Origin of the sequence: Micromonospora sp. NPDC005206, assembly GCF_040608175.1 — a bacterium.
Classification (GTDB): Bacteria; Actinomycetota; Actinomycetes; order Mycobacteriales; family Micromonosporaceae; genus Micromonospora.
In genome coordinates, this window is record NZ_JBEXHU010000005.1 from 292,064 (window position 1) to 307,127 (window position 15,064).

The 15,064-nt window shown below is 71.8% G+C and carries 21 protein-coding genes; 9 read left to right on the forward strand and 12 right to left on the reverse strand.

What is annotated here, in order from left to right; all coding sequences use genetic code 11:
• The first annotated feature begins 248 nt into the window (after positions 1 to 248).
• Complete coding sequence (locus ABZU69_RS09475; RefSeq protein ID WP_354963907.1) at positions 249 to 1,022, forward strand: peptidoglycan DD-metalloendopeptidase family protein; 774 nt, start codon at positions 249 to 251, stop codon at positions 1,020 to 1,022.
• A gap of 52 nt (positions 1,023 to 1,074) precedes the next feature.
• On the opposite strand, the gene ABZU69_RS09480 is transcribed toward ABZU69_RS09475, so the two are convergent.
• The 5 genes from ABZU69_RS09480 to ABZU69_RS09500 form a co-directional block, all read right to left on the reverse strand.
• A complete protein-coding gene (locus tag ABZU69_RS09480) occupies positions 1,075 to 1,569 on the reverse strand; it encodes a TspO/MBR family protein (RefSeq protein ID WP_354963908.1) in 495 nt (164 codons plus the stop codon).
• 220 nt (positions 1,570 to 1,789) lie between these two features.
• The gene (locus ABZU69_RS09485; RefSeq protein WP_007464364.1) at positions 1,790 to 1,933 is read right to left on the reverse strand and encodes a GPGG-motif small membrane protein; all 144 of its coding nucleotides are present in this window, start codon (positions 1,931 to 1,933) and stop codon (positions 1,790 to 1,792) included.
• Positions 1,924 to 2,700 (reverse strand): metallophosphoesterase, encoded by a 777-nt coding sequence (locus ABZU69_RS09490; RefSeq protein WP_354963909.1) that lies wholly within the window; start codon positions 2,698 to 2,700, stop codon positions 1,924 to 1,926. Before ABZU69_RS09490 ends, ABZU69_RS09485 begins: the two co-directional genes overlap by 10 nt.
• Positions 2,701 to 2,710: 10 nt before the next feature.
• Complete coding sequence (locus ABZU69_RS09495) at positions 2,711 to 2,986, reverse strand: hypothetical protein (protein WP_354963910.1); 276 nt, start codon at positions 2,984 to 2,986, stop codon at positions 2,711 to 2,713.
• Positions 2,983 to 3,630 (reverse strand): nucleotidyltransferase, encoded by a 648-nt coding sequence (locus ABZU69_RS09500; protein WP_354963911.1) that lies wholly within the window; start codon positions 3,628 to 3,630, stop codon positions 2,983 to 2,985. The genes ABZU69_RS09495 and ABZU69_RS09500 overlap by 4 nt, the downstream gene beginning before the upstream one ends.
• A gap of 99 nt (positions 3,631 to 3,729) precedes the next feature.
• On the opposite strand from ABZU69_RS09500, the gene ABZU69_RS09505 reads away from it, so the two are divergent.
• The gene (locus tag ABZU69_RS09505) at positions 3,730 to 4,482 is read left to right on the forward strand and encodes a dTMP kinase (protein WP_354963912.1); all 753 of its coding nucleotides are present in this window, start codon (positions 3,730 to 3,732) and stop codon (positions 4,480 to 4,482) included.
• Here ABZU69_RS09505 and ABZU69_RS09510 read toward each other — a convergent pair.
• The gene (locus ABZU69_RS09510; RefSeq protein ID WP_354963913.1) at positions 4,467 to 5,159 is read right to left on the reverse strand and encodes an SDR family NAD(P)-dependent oxidoreductase; all 693 of its coding nucleotides are present in this window, start codon (positions 5,157 to 5,159) and stop codon (positions 4,467 to 4,469) included. The genes ABZU69_RS09505 and ABZU69_RS09510 overlap by 16 nt on opposite strands.
• A gap of 320 nt (positions 5,160 to 5,479) precedes the next feature.
• Here ABZU69_RS09510 and ABZU69_RS09515 point away from each other — a divergent pair, with 320 nt between their 5' ends.
• From ABZU69_RS09515 to ABZU69_RS09525, 3 genes are all read left to right on the forward strand, one after another.
• A complete protein-coding gene (locus ABZU69_RS09515) occupies positions 5,480 to 6,394 on the forward strand; it encodes a MurR/RpiR family transcriptional regulator (protein ID WP_354963914.1) in 915 nt (304 codons plus the stop codon).
• Positions 6,391 to 7,347 (forward strand): N-acetylmuramic acid 6-phosphate etherase, encoded by a 957-nt coding sequence (murQ, locus tag ABZU69_RS09520; protein WP_354963915.1) that lies wholly within the window; start codon positions 6,391 to 6,393, stop codon positions 7,345 to 7,347. The genes ABZU69_RS09515 and murQ overlap by 4 nt, the downstream gene beginning before the upstream one ends.
• Before the next feature lie 410 nt (positions 7,348 to 7,757).
• Positions 7,758 to 8,747: a sigma-70 family RNA polymerase sigma factor gene (locus ABZU69_RS09525; protein ID WP_354963916.1), complete on the forward strand. Its 990-nt coding sequence runs from the start codon at positions 7,758 to 7,760 to the stop codon at positions 8,745 to 8,747.
• 72 nt (positions 8,748 to 8,819) lie between these two features.
• On the opposite strand, the gene ABZU69_RS09530 is transcribed toward ABZU69_RS09525, so the two are convergent.
• Positions 8,820 to 9,794, reverse strand: a complete 975-nt coding sequence (locus ABZU69_RS09530) for an NlpC/P60 family protein (protein WP_354963917.1) — start codon at positions 9,792 to 9,794, stop codon at positions 8,820 to 8,822.
• A gap of 502 nt (positions 9,795 to 10,296) precedes the next feature.
• Here ABZU69_RS09530 and ABZU69_RS09535 point away from each other — a divergent pair.
• Entirely contained in the window at positions 10,297 to 10,818 is a 522-nt protein-coding gene (locus ABZU69_RS09535) for a DUF6232 family protein (RefSeq protein ID WP_354963918.1), read from the forward strand.
• A gap of 51 nt (positions 10,819 to 10,869) precedes the next feature.
• Here ABZU69_RS09535 and ABZU69_RS09540 read toward each other — a convergent pair whose 3' ends face one another.
• The gene (locus ABZU69_RS09540; protein WP_354963919.1) at positions 10,870 to 11,196 is read right to left on the reverse strand and encodes a DUF3817 domain-containing protein; all 327 of its coding nucleotides are present in this window, start codon (positions 11,194 to 11,196) and stop codon (positions 10,870 to 10,872) included.
• Between the two features lie 26 nt (positions 11,197 to 11,222).
• Positions 11,223 to 11,657 (reverse strand): hypothetical protein, encoded by a 435-nt coding sequence (locus ABZU69_RS09545; protein WP_354963920.1) that lies wholly within the window; start codon positions 11,655 to 11,657, stop codon positions 11,223 to 11,225.
• Positions 11,658 to 11,788: 131 nt separating this feature from the next.
• Here ABZU69_RS09545 and ABZU69_RS09550 point away from each other — a divergent pair, with 131 nt between their 5' ends.
• The 3 genes from ABZU69_RS09550 to ABZU69_RS09560 are packed head-to-tail and all read left to right on the forward strand — an operon-like array spanning position 11,789 to position 13,068.
• Entirely contained in the window at positions 11,789 to 12,133 is a 345-nt protein-coding gene (locus tag ABZU69_RS09550) for a DUF6158 family protein (RefSeq protein ID WP_354963921.1), read from the forward strand.
• Positions 12,133 to 12,468, forward strand: a complete 336-nt coding sequence (locus tag ABZU69_RS09555) for a hypothetical protein (protein ID WP_354963922.1) — start codon at positions 12,133 to 12,135, stop codon at positions 12,466 to 12,468. Before ABZU69_RS09550 ends, ABZU69_RS09555 begins: the two co-directional genes overlap by 1 nt.
• 60 nt (positions 12,469 to 12,528) lie before the next feature.
• A complete protein-coding gene (locus tag ABZU69_RS09560; RefSeq protein WP_354963923.1) occupies positions 12,529 to 13,068 on the forward strand; it encodes a DUF1360 domain-containing protein in 540 nt (179 codons plus the stop codon).
• 55 nt (positions 13,069 to 13,123) lie between these two features.
• On the opposite strand, the gene ABZU69_RS09565 is transcribed toward ABZU69_RS09560, so the two are convergent.
• The 3 genes from ABZU69_RS09565 to ABZU69_RS09575 form a co-directional block, all read right to left on the reverse strand.
• The gene (locus ABZU69_RS09565; RefSeq protein WP_354963924.1) at positions 13,124 to 13,318 is read right to left on the reverse strand and encodes a hypothetical protein; all 195 of its coding nucleotides are present in this window, start codon (positions 13,316 to 13,318) and stop codon (positions 13,124 to 13,126) included.
• 70 nt (positions 13,319 to 13,388) lie between these two features.
• Positions 13,389 to 13,613, reverse strand: coding sequence for a hypothetical protein (locus ABZU69_RS09570; protein WP_354963925.1), 225 nt, complete (start codon positions 13,611 to 13,613; stop codon positions 13,389 to 13,391).
• Between the two features lie 312 nt (positions 13,614 to 13,925).
• Positions 13,926 to 15,020 carry a 3-deoxy-7-phosphoheptulonate synthase gene (locus ABZU69_RS09575; RefSeq protein ID WP_354963926.1) on the reverse strand — a complete coding sequence of 365 codons (1,095 nt, stop codon included), beginning with the start codon at positions 15,018 to 15,020 and terminating at the stop codon, positions 13,926 to 13,928.
• Between the last annotated feature and the right edge of the window lie 44 nt (positions 15,021 to 15,064).

A 15,064-nucleotide genomic window follows, 5' to 3' on the forward strand; every position in this document is an offset into this window, starting at 1 on the left:
GTCCTCCTTTCTAGCCGGCGCGGTCGTGCTCAATGGCCCGGCGCCGGTCCCGATGGCTGTGCACACATGTAAGCGCTTGCATCCGGTCCGGTCCAGCCCCTGTCAGACACGAGCGAGTAACAATCCGGAAACCTCCCGGCCGCCCCGTGGGCGCGCTCCCGGACCAGATCTTCGACTCTTTCGAAGAATGACGATATCTGTCAGGCTGAGACCACCACATCGAAGGTTTTCGACATAGGAGGAGCTGTATGCGTAAGCGGTGGATCAGCCTGCTGGTGACGGGCCTGCTCGTCGGGGGAGTCCTGGCCCCGGCCAGCCCGGCGCTGGCCGCGCCGACCTTCAAGGTGCCGTTCCCGTGCGGCCAGTCCTGGTCCGGGCAGACCCGGTCGAACCACAGCCCGGCGAACGCCGTCGACTTCAACCGCACCGACGACCTCGGCGACCCGGTGGTGGCCAGCGCCCCCGGCACCGTCGACCGCGTGACCGACCTCGGCGGCACCAGCTACGGCAAGTACGTCCGGATCAACCACGGTGGCGGTTACAGCACGTACTACGCCCACCTCAACGGCTTCAACGTGTCGGTCGGCCAGACGGTCGGCTACGGCAAGGTGCTCGGCTGGGTCGGCAGCACCGGCGGCTCCACCGGCCCGCACCTGCACTACGAGCAGCGCCTCAACGGCAGCGACATCCAGGTGCGGTTCAACGGCACCCTCGGCCTGTACTGGGGCACCAGGAGCTACACCAGCGACAACGGGTGCGGCTCGGGCAGCGGCAACGGCACGGTCGACACCAGCGGCACCCCGCTGACCGTCCGCTCCGGCCCGGGCACGGGGTACGCCTCCGTCGGGACCGTCGCCGACGGCACCCGGGTGACCATCGCCTGCCAGACCAGCGGCACCACGGTCACCGGCACCTACGGCACCAGCTCGATCTGGGACCGGATCGGCTCCGGCCGCTTCATCGCCGACGCGTACGTGTACACCGGTCACGACGGCTACATCCCCGGCGTGCCCCGCTGCTGAGGGGTTGAACGACGACGGTCTCCGGCGGGCGGCGCCGCCGGGGAACCGTCGGTCAGGAGTTCAGCCGCCAGATCGACAGGTTCAGGGCGGCGGCGAAGGTGACCCAGGCCCAGTAGGGCAGCAGCAGCGCCGCCGCGACCCGGGAGACCCGGGCGGACAGCGCGACGGTGAGCCCGATCGCCAGCCACATCGCCACGATCTCGGCGAACGCCAGCCCGTACTGCCCCGCGCCGAAGAACAGCGGGGTCCAGATCGCGTTGAGCACCAACTGGGCGGTCCACGCCCAGAGCGCCGGCCCGAAGCCGACTCGGCGCCAGACCAGCCAGCCGGCCACCGCGATCAGCGCGTACAGCACCGTCCAGACCGGGCCGAACAGCCACGAGGGCGGCGCCCAGTCGGGTTGCCGCAGGCCGGCGTACTCGTCGGTGGTGCCCCGCACGCCCAGCCCGCCGATCGCGGCCGCGACGAAGACTGCCGCCGCGAAGCAGGCGAGCGCCCAGCGGGACCGTCGGCCGGTGGTCGGCGGCACGTCCTGGGATGTCTCCATGGTCGAGATGTTTCCGTCCTGTCGGCGGTCAAACCGCTGCGGGGCCCGGGCCGTACGGTCCGGGTCCGCTTTCGTACGGTCTGGGCAGCCCTTCGGGCGGTCCGGCCCGCGGATGTCACACAGCAAAGCGCCGGGATCGCCACGTCCGGTGCTCCTGTCGGGAGGACGGAGCTCCGGCCACGGCGACCCCGGCGGGTCCCGGTGTTACGAGGTGCGAACGTCAATTGAAGATGCTGACACCACCCGGGCCGACCAACAGCCCGACGACGATGAGGACGATGCCCCACAGGATCTGCCGGCGGAACAGCGCGAGGATGCCGGCGACCACGAGTACGACTGCGAGAATCCAGAGAATCAGCTCCATGACCACTGACTACCCGAGCGTCCGATCGGGGAAACCTGGTCGGTGTCGGGTTGATCGCCGACATGGAAGACGCTGTAGGCCTGCTTGATCACCGGGTGCGCGACGTTACGTACCCGCACCCCACCGGGAGTGGTGCCGCGCTCGGTGCCGGCGTGCGCGTGCCCGTGCAGGGCCAGCGCGGTGGGCGCCGAGTCGATCGCCTGCCCGAGCTGGTACGAGCCGAGGAACGGGTAGATCTCCAGAGGCTCGCCGGCCAGCGTGTCCGGCACCGGTGAGTAGTGGGTGAGCGCCACCAGCATGTCGCAGTCGAGGGAGCGCAGCGCCGTACCGAGGCGGTCCGCGCTGTCAACGGTGGTGCGGACGAACGCCTTCATCTCCGGCTCGCCGAAGTCGCTCGCACACCGCCCGGCGAATCCGCCGCCGAAGCCCTTGACACCGGCGATGCCGAGCCGGCCGCCCGCGCAGTCCAGCACCACGCCGTTGCCCTCCAGCACGGTGATACCCGCGTCCTCGAGCACCTTGACCACCTGCGGCACCTGGTCACACTGATGGTCGTGGTTGCCCAGCACGGTCACCACCGGCACGGCCAGCCCGCCGAACTCCTGCGCCACGCAGCGCGCCTCCGACTCGGTGCCGTGCCGGGTCAGGTCCCCGGTCAGCAGGAGCACGTCGGCGCAGTCCGGCAGCTCCTCCAACGCCGGGCGGAACCGGCCGACCACGTCCTCGTCCAGATGCACGTCGCCCACGGCGGCGATCCGGATCACCATGAAGCCTCCCTCAGGGCAGTTGCTCGATCTGCGTGGGCGCCTGAGTGCGGATCACCCCGATGTCGCTGGTGATCGGCACGTCCGGGAAGCGCTCGGCCACCCGACGCAGGATCTCCGCACGCCGGTGCGGGCTCTCCACCTCGCCGTAGAGCACGAGGGCGCGCTCCCTCCGGACCACGGTGATTCCCTGTTCGGCGACGGCGGGATCCTCGGCGAGCAGCCGGTGGATCTCGGCCTCGACGTACTCGTCGGGTGGTCCGCCGCCGCTGTCGCGATGGTGGGTCACGGTGTCCCCTCTCCTGCCGGGGTGCCGGTTTCCGGCACCACCTCGAGCCGGTCCAACAGCACCAGGAACGCCTCGGCGTACGGCGAGTGCTGCGTCTCCTTGCGTACCCGTTCCCAGTCGATCTGCTCCCGCAGCGACCGGGCCAGCGGCAGGCCACGGGCGAAGTCGCAGTAGTGCTGGGAGAAGCTGAGGAGCTTGTGCACCATCAGCTGGGTGGCGGACAGGACCGGCATGTGAATCGCGTCCACCGGCCGGACGACCGTGTCGGCGAACGTCTCCTCGGTCACCGGCGTCTCGATCGGCCGGTGGATCAGATCGACCATCCGCCCGTCGTCGAAGACCTTCACCAGCCAGTCCTCCGGTGGACGCTCGGCGACGAAGCCGGCGGCCACCAGGGCCTCCAGCGCTCCCTCGACGTCGGCCTCCCGGATCAGGAAATCGACGTCGTGATCGCTGGAGTGACCACCGTGGGCGTAGACGGCGAAGCTGCCGCCCAGCGCGAACGGGATCTCGGACTGCTTGAGCACGGCGGCGACCTTCTTCAGGGTGTGCACCAGACTCTCGTCCCCGCGCTCAGCCATCTGGTTCTCCCGTCGGTCGTGTTGGTGGACAGGCGGTTGGATTCGAACTCCCGTACCCGGCATTCCGGTCGTCCACACCTGGGCCGGTCGCGGGCGGGTTCGAACAGGGATCAAGTACCACAAACTGCGCAGCTGAAGCTCAGGTCGGATAACCTGTCGAGGGTGGCCAGATCATCGGGGACGCGACGCGGCAGGACCCGGTTGCGCACCGTGGCCCTGATCGGCATCGACGGTTCGGGCAAGACCACACAGGCGCACCGGCTGGCCGCCGCGTTGACCGCCGCCGGCCGCCCGGCCACCTACCGCCGCAACGCCAGCGGGCGTCGCTGGCTCGGCCGGCTCGCCCACCGGCTGGGCCGCCCCGACGCCCAGCGACTCGTCGGGCGCGACGGCGTGCTGGCGGTGGAATCCGTGCTGCGCTGGCTCGCCATCGCCGCCGCCCTGCTCAGTTGCCTGCTCACCGGCCGGACGGCGGTGATGGACCGCTACTCGGCCTGCCAGTACGCCAGCATCCGCGCGCACGGCGGGCACCGCTGGGAGCGGCTGGCCCGGGCCGGCTACCGGTTCTTTCCGACGCCGCAGGTGACCTTCCTGCTCGCCGTCGACCCGGCTGAGGCGTACCGGCGGATCGAGCAGCGGGGCACCGACCACGAGACGATGGGCTGGCTGACCGCCGCCGACACCGCCTACCGCGCCCTGCCCGAGTATCCGACCTTCGTCCTGGTGGACGCGGGCCGCCCGGCCGAGGAGGTGACCGAGCAGATCCAGGCGCACCTGGCGACCTGGCTGCCGCCGTCCGTCCGACCCGACCCGGGCCGTCCGTCCGCCGAACCGCCGCCGTCCGACGTGCCGGCGGCGGGGGAGCGGACCGGCCACGGGGCCATCGGGCCGCTGGTGGCTCAGGCCCGCCCGTAGACCGGGACGGTGGCGCCGCTGGTCGGCGCGGACTCCGCCGAAGCGAGGAAGTGGATCACCGGGGCGATCTCGGCCGGGGTCACCCAGCGGGAGTGGTCGGCGTCGGGCTGAGCGGCACGGTTCGCCGGGGTGTCGATGACGCTGGGCAGCACGGTGTTGCAGCGCACGTTGCGGGACCGGTACTCGACCGCGACCGCGTTGGCGAAGGCGAGCACCGCGGCCTTGGCCGTCACATAGCCGGCCGCGCCGGGGAACGGGGCGACCGCCGCGCGGGCCGAGACGCAGACCACCGCGCCGCCACCGGCCGCCACCAGGTGGGGCAGCGCGGCCCGGGTGACCAGGTAGGTCGGCCGCAGGTTGGCGGTGAGCATCCGCTCGAACTCCTCGACCGGCGTCTCATGCACCAGCCCGCCGCTGGCGTAACCGCCGACCAGGTTGACCACCGCTCGCAGCGGCGCGGCCGGTTCGCCGACGGCCGCCTCGACGGCCCGTGCCGCGCCGGCCGGATCGGTCAGGTCCGCGACGAGCCGGACCAGCCCGTCGGCCGCTGGCTCCGACCGGGGCCGAGCACCCCGCTCCGGTACGACCACCCGCCAGCCGGCCGTCCGAAAGGCGGTGGTGACCGCCCCGCCGAGCCCGCCCGTGCCTCCGGTGATCAGCACACTGCGCTCCGCCATGCAGCACACGCTAGCGCCGCCCCGGCCTCTCCACCGCCCCGAACCGCTCCGCCGGGTCCACGCCGTCCGGTCGGCTCGGGTCGACGCGTCGGCGGGGGAGCCCTGCCCGGTGTGGCTGGTCGGGGACGCCGTACGGTCTGGCCGGACCCGGTTTTCCGCGAGCCCGGAGCCGTCCGGCAGGTTGACCCGGCCCGGCGGGGGAGGTGGCGCGGTCCCGCCGGTGGCACGCTTGGCCTGACGGGCTCGCCCGATCGGCGGTACTTTCCCCAACACGTGGAGTCATGGTTGACGCTCACGCCTCGTGAAAGTAAGTTTCATCCGTGGCGAAGAGTCCGAAGATTTCTGCGAGTCACGAGCCCGGTGGGCTGATCGTCCACATCAGCGGGCTGCTGCCGTCGCTGTCGCCCGCTGAGCAGCGGGTCGCCCGGTTGGTCGTCTCCGACCCGGCTGCCGCCGCCCGCCGGACGATCACCGACCTCGCCACCGCAGCCGAGACGTCTGAAGCGACGGTCATCCGGTTCTGCCGCTCGGTGGGCATGGACGGTTACCCGCAGCTGCGCATCCGGCTCGCCGCCGAGGCCGCCCGCCGGGTCGAACCGCCGGACGCCCGGGTCGTCGGCGGTGACATCCCGCCCGGCGCCGACCTCGCCCAGATCATCGCCACCATCGCGTTCAACGACGCCCGCGCGGTCGAGGAGACTGCCGAGCAGCTCGACCCCGCCATCTGTGAGCAGGTGGTCGAGGCGATCGCCAACGCCGGCCGGATCGACATCTACGGCGCCGGCGCCAGCGGGTTCGTCGCCTCCGACTTTCAGCAGAAGCTGCACCGCATCGGCCGGATCGCCTTCTACTTCCCGGACGTGCACACCGCCCTGACCTCGGCCGCGCTGCTCGGCCGGGGCGACGTGGCGGTCGGCATCTCGCACACCGGCACCACCTCCGACGTGATCGAGGTGCTGGAGCAGGCCCGGACGCGGGGCGCCGTCACCGTGGCGCTGACCAACTTCCCGCGCTCGCCGATCACCGACGTGGCCGACTTCGTGCTGACCACCGCCGCCCGGGAGACCACCTACCGCTCCGGCGCGACGGCCAGCCGGTTGGCCCAACTCACCGTGGTCGACTGCCTGTTCGTCGGCGTGGCCGCCCGCAACCGGTCCCGGGCGCGCAAGGCCCTCGAGGCGACCGCCGAGGCCGTCCTGTCGCACCGGGTGGGTGCGAACCGGAGGCGAGGATGACGGCCGGTGCGGTGGAGCCGGACGAGGACATGCCAGCACCGCCCGCCCGCCCGATCGTCCGGGTGGGCGCCCCCACCGAGCGGCGCAACCCGCTCAGCGCCGACCTCGACCTGATGTCGACCCGGGACGTGCTCACCGTCATCAACGAGGCCGACCGGCGGGTGCCGGCGGCCGTCGCCGCGGTGCTCGACGAGATCGCCGCCACGGTCGACCTGGCGGTCGCGGCGCTGCGCGGCGGCCACCGGGTGCACTATTTCGGGGCCGGCACCTCCGGCCGGCTGGGCGTGCTCGACGCCGCCGAGCTGGCCCCCACCTTCAACTCGCCCCGGCACTGGTTCTGCTCCCACCTCGCCGGCGGTCCGGACGCCATGTGGCGTGCCGTGGAGGACGCCGAGGACGACGAGCGGGGCGGCGCGGTCGATGCGGCCGGATGTGTGCGCGCCGGTGACCTGGTGGTCGGTCTCGCCGCCAGCGGACGCACCCCGTACGTCCTCGGGGCGCTCGCCGCGTCCCGCGCCAAGGGCGCCTCGACGGTGCTGCTCTGCGCCAATCCGGAGGCGGAGGCGGCCCGGTCGGTCGACGTGTTCATCGGGGTGGACACCGGACCGGAGGTCGTCACCGGGTCGACCCGGATGAAGGCGGGCACCGCACAGAAGTTGGTGCTCAACACGTTCTCGACCGCCGTCATGGTGCGACTGGGTCGGGTCTACTCGAACCTCATGATCGACATGGTGGCGACGAACGCGAAGCTCCGCGGGCGGATGATCTCGATCCTGGTCGAGGCCACCGGCTGCTCGGAGGAGGTCTCCCGGCGGGCCCTCAACGAGGCCGACGGCGATCTGAAGACCGCCCTGGTCTCGCTGGTCTCCGGCGCCGAGGTCGCCGCCGCGCGGGCCGCGCTGGCCCGCTCCGCCGACCAGGTTCGCGGCGCCCTCGCCCTGCTCGCCACCTGACTCCACCCGCCCGGGTCGCCGGCGGGAAGCGAACGAGGCTCCGGATTGTTCATCTTGGCGGGGGGTAATAACACCCTCGTGGATGAACCGACCGGTCCACCGGTGCGTATTTGGCAGTGACCAGGATCGCAGCGCAGTGGTGACCCGGGTCGCTGTGCCCCCGCGGCGGGCGGTGTTGCCATTGGTACGGGCGTTCGGCGATTCGTCGATCCGCCGACCCGTACGTGGTGCCCAGCGGCGAGCCACCCGACGGGGTGCTGACAGCAAACATGGACCGTGCTCTCAGCAACTACTCAGGCATTCGTGACACTTTCGACTCAGTACATGGAATCCCCGACACGTCTCATCTGTTGTGTAGGTGTCAGCACCGGTGGGCACAGCGGAAGTTACCGGGGCTGACGGACGTGGGGATGGCAAGGAACCGGGCAACCGGCGCGAGCGAGGGGACCGTGGGCAACGTGGACAAGAACATCGGCATGCGAACCGATCAGGTCGCCGAGGAGCGCGACCTCGTCGGCGTCTACCTGCACGAGATCTCCCGGACGCCACTGCTGGACGCCGCCCGGGAGGTCGATCTCTCCAAGGCGATCGAGGCCGGCCTCTACGCCGAGCACCTGCTCGGTGAGGACCGCGTCCCCGATGGCGTCGACCGGGCCGACCTGGAGCGACTGGTCGTCGAGGGTGAGCACGCGAAGGACCTCTTCATTCGCGCCAACCTGCGACTGGTCGTGTCGATCGCCCGCCGTTACGTGCGCTCGGGCATGCCCATGCTGGATCTGATCCAGGAGGGCAACACGGGTCTGGTCCGGGCGGTTGAGAAGTTCGACTACGAGCGTGGCTACAAGTTCTCCACCTACGCCACCTGGTGGATCCGCCAGGCGATCAGCCGGGCCATCGCCCAGCAGGAGCGCACCGTCCGACTGCCGGTGCACCTGGTGGAGGACGTTAACCGGATGCGCAACGTGGCGCGCCAGCTCACCCGTGAGCTGGGCAGCGACCCGGAGCCGGAGCAGATCGCGGCGTCGCTCGGCGTCACCGTCGAGCGGGTGAACGAGCTGCGCCGCTGGTCGCAGGACACCGTCTCGCTGGACACCCCCATCGGCGACGACGGCGACACCAAGCTCGGCGACCTGGTCGCCGACACGGACGCCCCGTCGCCGGAGGACATCGTCCTCTCCGGGCTGGAGCGGCAGCGCATCGAGGGGCTGCTCAACCACCTGGACGACCGGTCGGCCGGCATTATGCGGGCCCGCTACGGGCTGGAGGACGGCCGTGAGCACTCGCTCACCGAGGTCGCGTCCCGGTTCTCGCTGTCCCGCGAGCGGATCCGGCAGCTGGAGATCCAGGCCCTCGGCCGGCTCCGTGAGCTGGCCCGCGCGGAGGGGCTGCAGGCAGCCTGACCTGGTAGTAATAACGGCGAACGGCCGGCGTCCGATAGGGGGACGCCGGCCGTTCGCCGTATCCGGGCGTGGCTAGCGGACCCGGCCGTAGCCCTGGATGGGCATCATGTTCATGCCCCGCTTGAGCACGTTGCGGCCGGCGCTCGGTGCGTCGATCACCTGGTTGCCGCCCACGTAGAGGGCGACGTGCCCGAGCCCTCGGTAGAACACCAGGTCTCCCGGGCGCAGGTCACTCCGACCGATGTGGGCGACCGCCCCCCACTGCATCCGGGTGTTGTGCGGCAGCGACTTCCCGGCCGCCCGCCAGGCGGCGGAGGTCAGCCCGGAGCAGTCGTAGCCGTTCGGCCCGTCGGCCGCCCAGACGTACGGCTTGCCCAACGCGCCGTAGGCGTAGCGCACCGCGGTGCCGGCCGCACCGGCGACAGCGGGAACGTTCGCGGCCTCGGCCGCCGGCTTGGGCGCGGGTCGCTCGGTGGGCGCCCCGTACGCCTGCCGGCGCAGCTCGTACAGCTTGGTCAGGTCTCTCTCGATCTGCTTTTTGGCCGTCGCCAGATGGCGGGCCTGCGCGGCCTGCCGGGTCAGCGTGGCGTCCAGGCGGCGCTTCTCGTCGAGCAGCCGTTCCTGGCTGGCGGTGAAGCCGGAGATGCGTTCCTGGCGCTGACGGGTGAGCTGATCGAGCGCTCCGAGCCGATCCAGCAGCGCGGCCGAGCCGCCGGAACGCAGCAGCGCGTCCGCGGTGCGCAGCTCGCCGCTCTTGTAGGCGGTGTTGGCCAGCTCGGCGACGTCCGCCCGGCTCTGCTCGGCCTGCTGTTCCAGTGGGCCGATGCGGGCCTGTAATCGGGCCGCCGAGGTCTTGTTGGTCTTGATCTCCTCGGTGAGCTTGTTGTACGACTCGACGACCCGCTCCAACTCGGCCGAGGACGTCTCGATCCGGCGGGTCAGGTCGGCGGGGGACGGCTCGGCGTGTGCCGCCGCCGACGGGGCGATCAACGCGGCCGACATGCCGGCGAGCGCCATGGTGCGCAGCAGGTTTTTCAGGGATGACAAGAGCTGAAGGCCCCTCTCCCACGGCCGCCGACGGGGCTGCTGACGCCCTCGGCGACACCGACCGGGGCCATCCGGGTGGACGGCGCTGGGCCGGACCGGCTCGCTCAACCTAACCCGGGGCGGCTGTCGTCCGCAGTTGAAGTCGGGGCGAATGTTGGCATTGTGGCGGGCTGGTGCCCCTGCGCCCAGTGACTTCATCGGGGCTGCTGACGCTCCGCGAGCCGGTCAACACGTCCTTCTTGTCACTAAATGACGGCTTTATGGTCTTCGTCGTTCCGGGCGTATGCCGCCGGATACCTGCGCTCCATAACCGATAAAACCTGAAATGGATGCTGTTTCTCGACGATGTCCGCCGGTCGGGCGAGCTGTCGGAAGCCGGTAATTGGGCCGGAGGGCTGGTGGTGCCGCAACACAATGAACACCGGAGCCGGGAATCCCGTCGACAGGCAGCGATGCCTGTGACCTGCGGGCCAGCCCGGCGAACCGCCCCACGGGAGGAACCGTGAATCGTGAAGGCGCGACGACGCGACCGCAGCGAACGGTGCCCGGTGCCAGGTCCACCCTGCTGTACGCGCGGCCCGGCATCATCGTGACCGTCGACCGGTTCACCGTCGGCCGGACCAGTTACCGGATCGCCGATTTGACCCACCTGCGCACTACCCGGGGTCCGCACGACCGGATCGCCGTCCGGGCGGTCGCGATCACCGCCGCCATGCTCGGTGGCGTCGGGCTGCTGCTCGGCTTCACCGGCGGCCTGCAACGGCTGACCGCGGAGGCGTACCTCATCCTCGGGGCGGTGTTCCTGCTGCCGGCGGCGCTGGCTCTGGTCGGCGATCGCTGGCGGCCGCCCCCGCACGAGCTGTGGGGGTGGCACCGGGGCGCGGAGGTGCTTCTGTTCAGCGCCGACGACGAGCGGCAGTTCGGCCAGGTCACCCGGGCGCTGCTGCGAGCCCGGGAAGTGAACCGGTACGGCGGCTGGGCGGATCCGCTCGCCTCCGCGGACCCGTGGCGACCCAACCGCTGACCCGCGCCGTCCCCGACACGGGCCGCGCCGGGGGTGCCGACGATCGGCCGCTCAGCTGGCGACCGGCTCCGGCGTACGCTCCGTGGGGCGAGCCAGCCACCCGGTGACCCGGCGCTCGGCGTAGAACGAGACGAACGGCACGGTACCGGCCAGCATCACCAGCAGCATCCGCTTCAGCGGCCACCCGACCCGACGGCTCAGGTCGAACGCGGCCAGCAGGTAGACCATGTACAAGAAGCCGTGCGCCTGCCCCACCGTCTCCACCACGACCGGGTTGTCGAACACGTACTTCAGCGGCATGCCGATCACGACCAGCAGGATCAGCGCCACGCCCACGATCCAGGCGATCACGCGGTACCGGGTAAGGGCTGCGCCCACCTTCGTCCGTCCTTCCGAGCCCCGGCTCAGCCGGGATAGTCACCGGGCCGGGCGCCCGGATTGGCGTTCAACCATGACAGGTAGTCGTTGTAGGCGGCCAGGTCCGAGTCGTCGGGAGCCTCGCCTCCGGCGGGGACCCGGGCGACCCGCACCGGTCGGCGTACCGCCGGACGGGACCCGGTGGTCACGGTCGGCGCCGCCTCGTCGACCGGTGCGTCGGCGGGGTCGGCGGGCGGTTCAACGGCGGCCGCCGTCCTCCGGCGGGCCAGGCGCACCTCACGCCACCACACGTAGACCACGAAGCCGGCGAAGACCGGCCACTCGACCGCGTACCCCCAACTGATGCTGTTGCCGGCGGTGGCCCGGCTGACCTGCCACCAGCCCAGCCCGAGGAAGCCCACGACCAGCACGACCATGGCCACGTGACGCGCGATCCACGCCGGGGTCCAGAGCCACCTCATGGCGTCGAGGGTACCGGGGACCGGGCGGATCTCCGACACCGTGTCGTAGTTGTCGTACGGCGGGGCATGGTTTGGCGACACCCGGTGTGGGCATCCGTCTAGACGCCAGCCCAAACGAGACCAGGGGGGCGATGATGACCGGATCGGTACGCGAGGACGGCTTTCCGTCCAGTGGCAGCAGGGACATGAGCCCCGAGCAGCGGGTGCCGGAGTGGGGCGGCGACCACCTCGCCGACCCGGCGAGCGCTGGCGCGGAACTCGAAGGCGACGAGCTCGGCGTCGACCCGACGGAGCTGAGCGACGAGGATCTGATCCGCGAGATGCACAGCCTGCACCGCACTCGTCTGGACACCCTCCGGCACGCGGCGGACTCCGCGCTCGCCAACCACCTGCGGCGCACGGCGGAGCTGGAGACCGAGTACCTGGCCCGCCACCCGGGCCGGGAGGTGGACCCGAGCCGCCTGCGGGACGCCTGATGGCGGCGCGTGCTGTGCGGGGCATGTCGGCGCCGCCCGAGGTGGTCTTCAACACGGCCACCGACCCGGCCCGGGCTTCGGCGTGGCTGCCGGAGCCGTTGCGCGGCGACGGCAGCCCAGCGACGGAGATCAGCAGCGAGGAACTGCGGGCCCGCTGGGGCGGCGGCGACACCGACTGGTCCGCGGAGATCAAGGTGGAGCCGGCGGACGCCGGCGGGGCGCGGATCCAGCTCGACCTGGCCGACGGCTCGGGTGGGGCGGCCCCGGACCAGTTGGCCGACGAGGCGCTGAGCAACCTGGTACGCGAGGTCGCCGACAACCTCCAGGCCGGCTGAGACGTCACCGGCCACGCGGGAGGACTGCTCCCGCACCACCACGACATGTGAGGAGGTCGGGTGACCGGCATTGGCCTGCGACAGAAGGCGGCCCGGCTGCGTCGGGCGTACGCGCCGCACGAGCACCGCCCGCTCGGCGGCTACCTGGTGGCGATGGGCACCTACGCGGGGGTGACCGGTGCCATCGCCGGCCTGGTCCGGGTGACCGGGCGGCCGGTGCCCGAGCGGCCCGCCCCGGCCGACGTGGTGCTGCTCTCCATCGCCACGCACAAGCTGAGCCGGCTACTGTCCAAGGACGCGGTGACCAGCCCGCTGCGGGCACCGTTCACCCGCTACGACCGCCCGATCGGCAGCGGCGAGGTGATGGAACAGGTCCGTGACTCGGGCAGCTCCACCCGGCACGCCATCGGGGAGCTGCTGAGCTGCCCGTTCTGTCTGGCCGTCTGGGTGGCCACCGGGCTGACCGGCGGGCTGGTCCTCGCGCCCCGGCTGACCCGGCTGGTGGCCACCGCGCTCACCGCGGTCGCCGCGTCCGACTTCCTGCAGATGGCGTACGCGAGCGCACAGCAGGCCGCCGAGGGCGGCCACGACGACGATTGATTCGCGGACGAACGAAGCGGGGGCCGACGGATGCCGGCCCCCGCTCGCGTACGCGTCAGCGCTGCATGCCGGACCAGCCGTGCGGGGACTCCGGCTCCCGTTCGTCCTCGTCCGCCCCGGTGATGATGTCCCGGTCCACGGCGGTCCGGTCATGTTCGTTGGCGAAGTCCGGCTCGGGCGTGGTGTCCCTGCCCTTTGGCGGTTCGCCGAGCGCCGGCACCTTCTCGTCGTGGTCCTCGTGGTGCGTCATGTGGGTGTCTCCTCTGAGGTGGTCGGCGAACCGGGCGCGCTCGGCCCGGGATGCGATGCGGCGGGCGCGCTCACCCGACGGAGCCGCCCAGCAGGTCGCTGACCTCGTCCACCGCGTACTCGCCCTCGGGCAGCGAGTCGATCCGGGCGAGCAGGTCCGCCGGGAGGTCGGCGGCCACCGCCCGGCGGTAGATGTCCGCCTGGGTGACCCGCTCTTGACCCCGGTACATGTCGTCGAGCAGGTCGTCGAGGGCCTCGGTGTCCGGTTCGCCGGCCACGGATGCGTCGTCGGTCACGCCGATCAGCTACCCGGGCCGGAATCGGTCAAACGTCACGCCGCAGTGGCTGACCCCCGGCGGGCTTGTGGCTGGCCCCGGCGGGCGTACAGACAGCGCCGCCCCCGGCCGGGTGGCCGGGGGCGGCGCTGGTGTCGGTGTGCAGGTCGCCTCTCGGCGAGTGGCACTACGCGGCTCCAGCCGGACGGTATTCCGCGAAGGCTATTTGGGTGAGGCCCGGGGACACTGGACACACCGACACCTCAGTCAACGGGCCGACCCCCGGAACTGTTCCGTCCACCGCCGTGTCCGTCGTCACAGCCCCCTGGTGGGTCAGGCGGGGGTCGGCAGGGTGGCCCGGCGGGCCCGGACGGCGGTGGCCAGGTGGTCGAGCACCTCGGCGGTGTCGTCCCAGCCGAGGCAGGCGTCGGTGACCGAGCGGCCGTACACCAGCTCCCGGGTGGGGTCGAGGTCCTGCCGGCCGGGCAGCAGGAACGACTCCAGCATCACGCCGGTGATCCCGCGCTGGCCGTCGGCCAGTTGGGCGGCCACGTCCGCGGCGACCAGCGGCTGGTTGCGGTGGTCCTTGCCGCTGTTGGCGTGGCTGGCGTCGATCACCAGACGCTCCGGCAGCCCGGCCGCGCGGAGCAGGTCCAGCGCACCGGCCACCGACTCCGCGTCGTAGTTGGGCCGGCCGCCCCCGCCACGCAGCACCAGGTGCCCGTCGGTGTTACCCCGGGTGTGCATGATCGCCGGGGTGCCGGAGAAGTCGATGCCGGGGAAGACGTGCGGAACGCCGGCCGCGCGGATCGCGTCCACGGCGGTGCCGATGCTGCCGTCCGGGCGGTTCTTCATGCCGATCGGCATGGACAGGCCGGAGGCGAGCTGCCGGTGCACCTGGCTCTCCACCGTGCGGGCACCGATCGCGCCCCAGGCCACCGTGTCGGCGATGTACTGCGGCGTGATCGGGTCGAGGAACTCGCAGCCCACCGGCAGCCCGAGGCGCAGTACGTCGAGCAGCAGCGCCCGGGCCCGCCGCAGGCCGGTGTTGACGTCCCCGCTGCCGTCCAGCCCCGGGTCGTTGATCAGCCCCTTCCAGCCCACCGTGGAACGCGGCTTTTCGAAGTAGACCCGCATGACGATCAGCAGGTCGTCGGCGAGCCGGTCGGCGGCGGTCCGCAGCCGCTGCGCGTAGTCGAGGGCCGCAGCCGGGTCGTGCACCGAGCACGGGCCGACCACCACCAGCAGGCGGTCGTCCTCGCGGTCCAGGACCCGACCCACCGCGCGTCGGCCGGTCAGCACGGCCGAGGCGAGCGGGGCGTCCAGGGGCAGCTCGTGGTGCAGCAGCGCGGGCGTGGTCAGCGGCACGACACGGTCGATCCGCTGATCGCTGACCCGATCGGTCTCCGGGGTCGTCACGGTGGGCATCCTTCCGCCGACCGTGCCCGGGGCCGGTGCCCGGGACGAGCCGG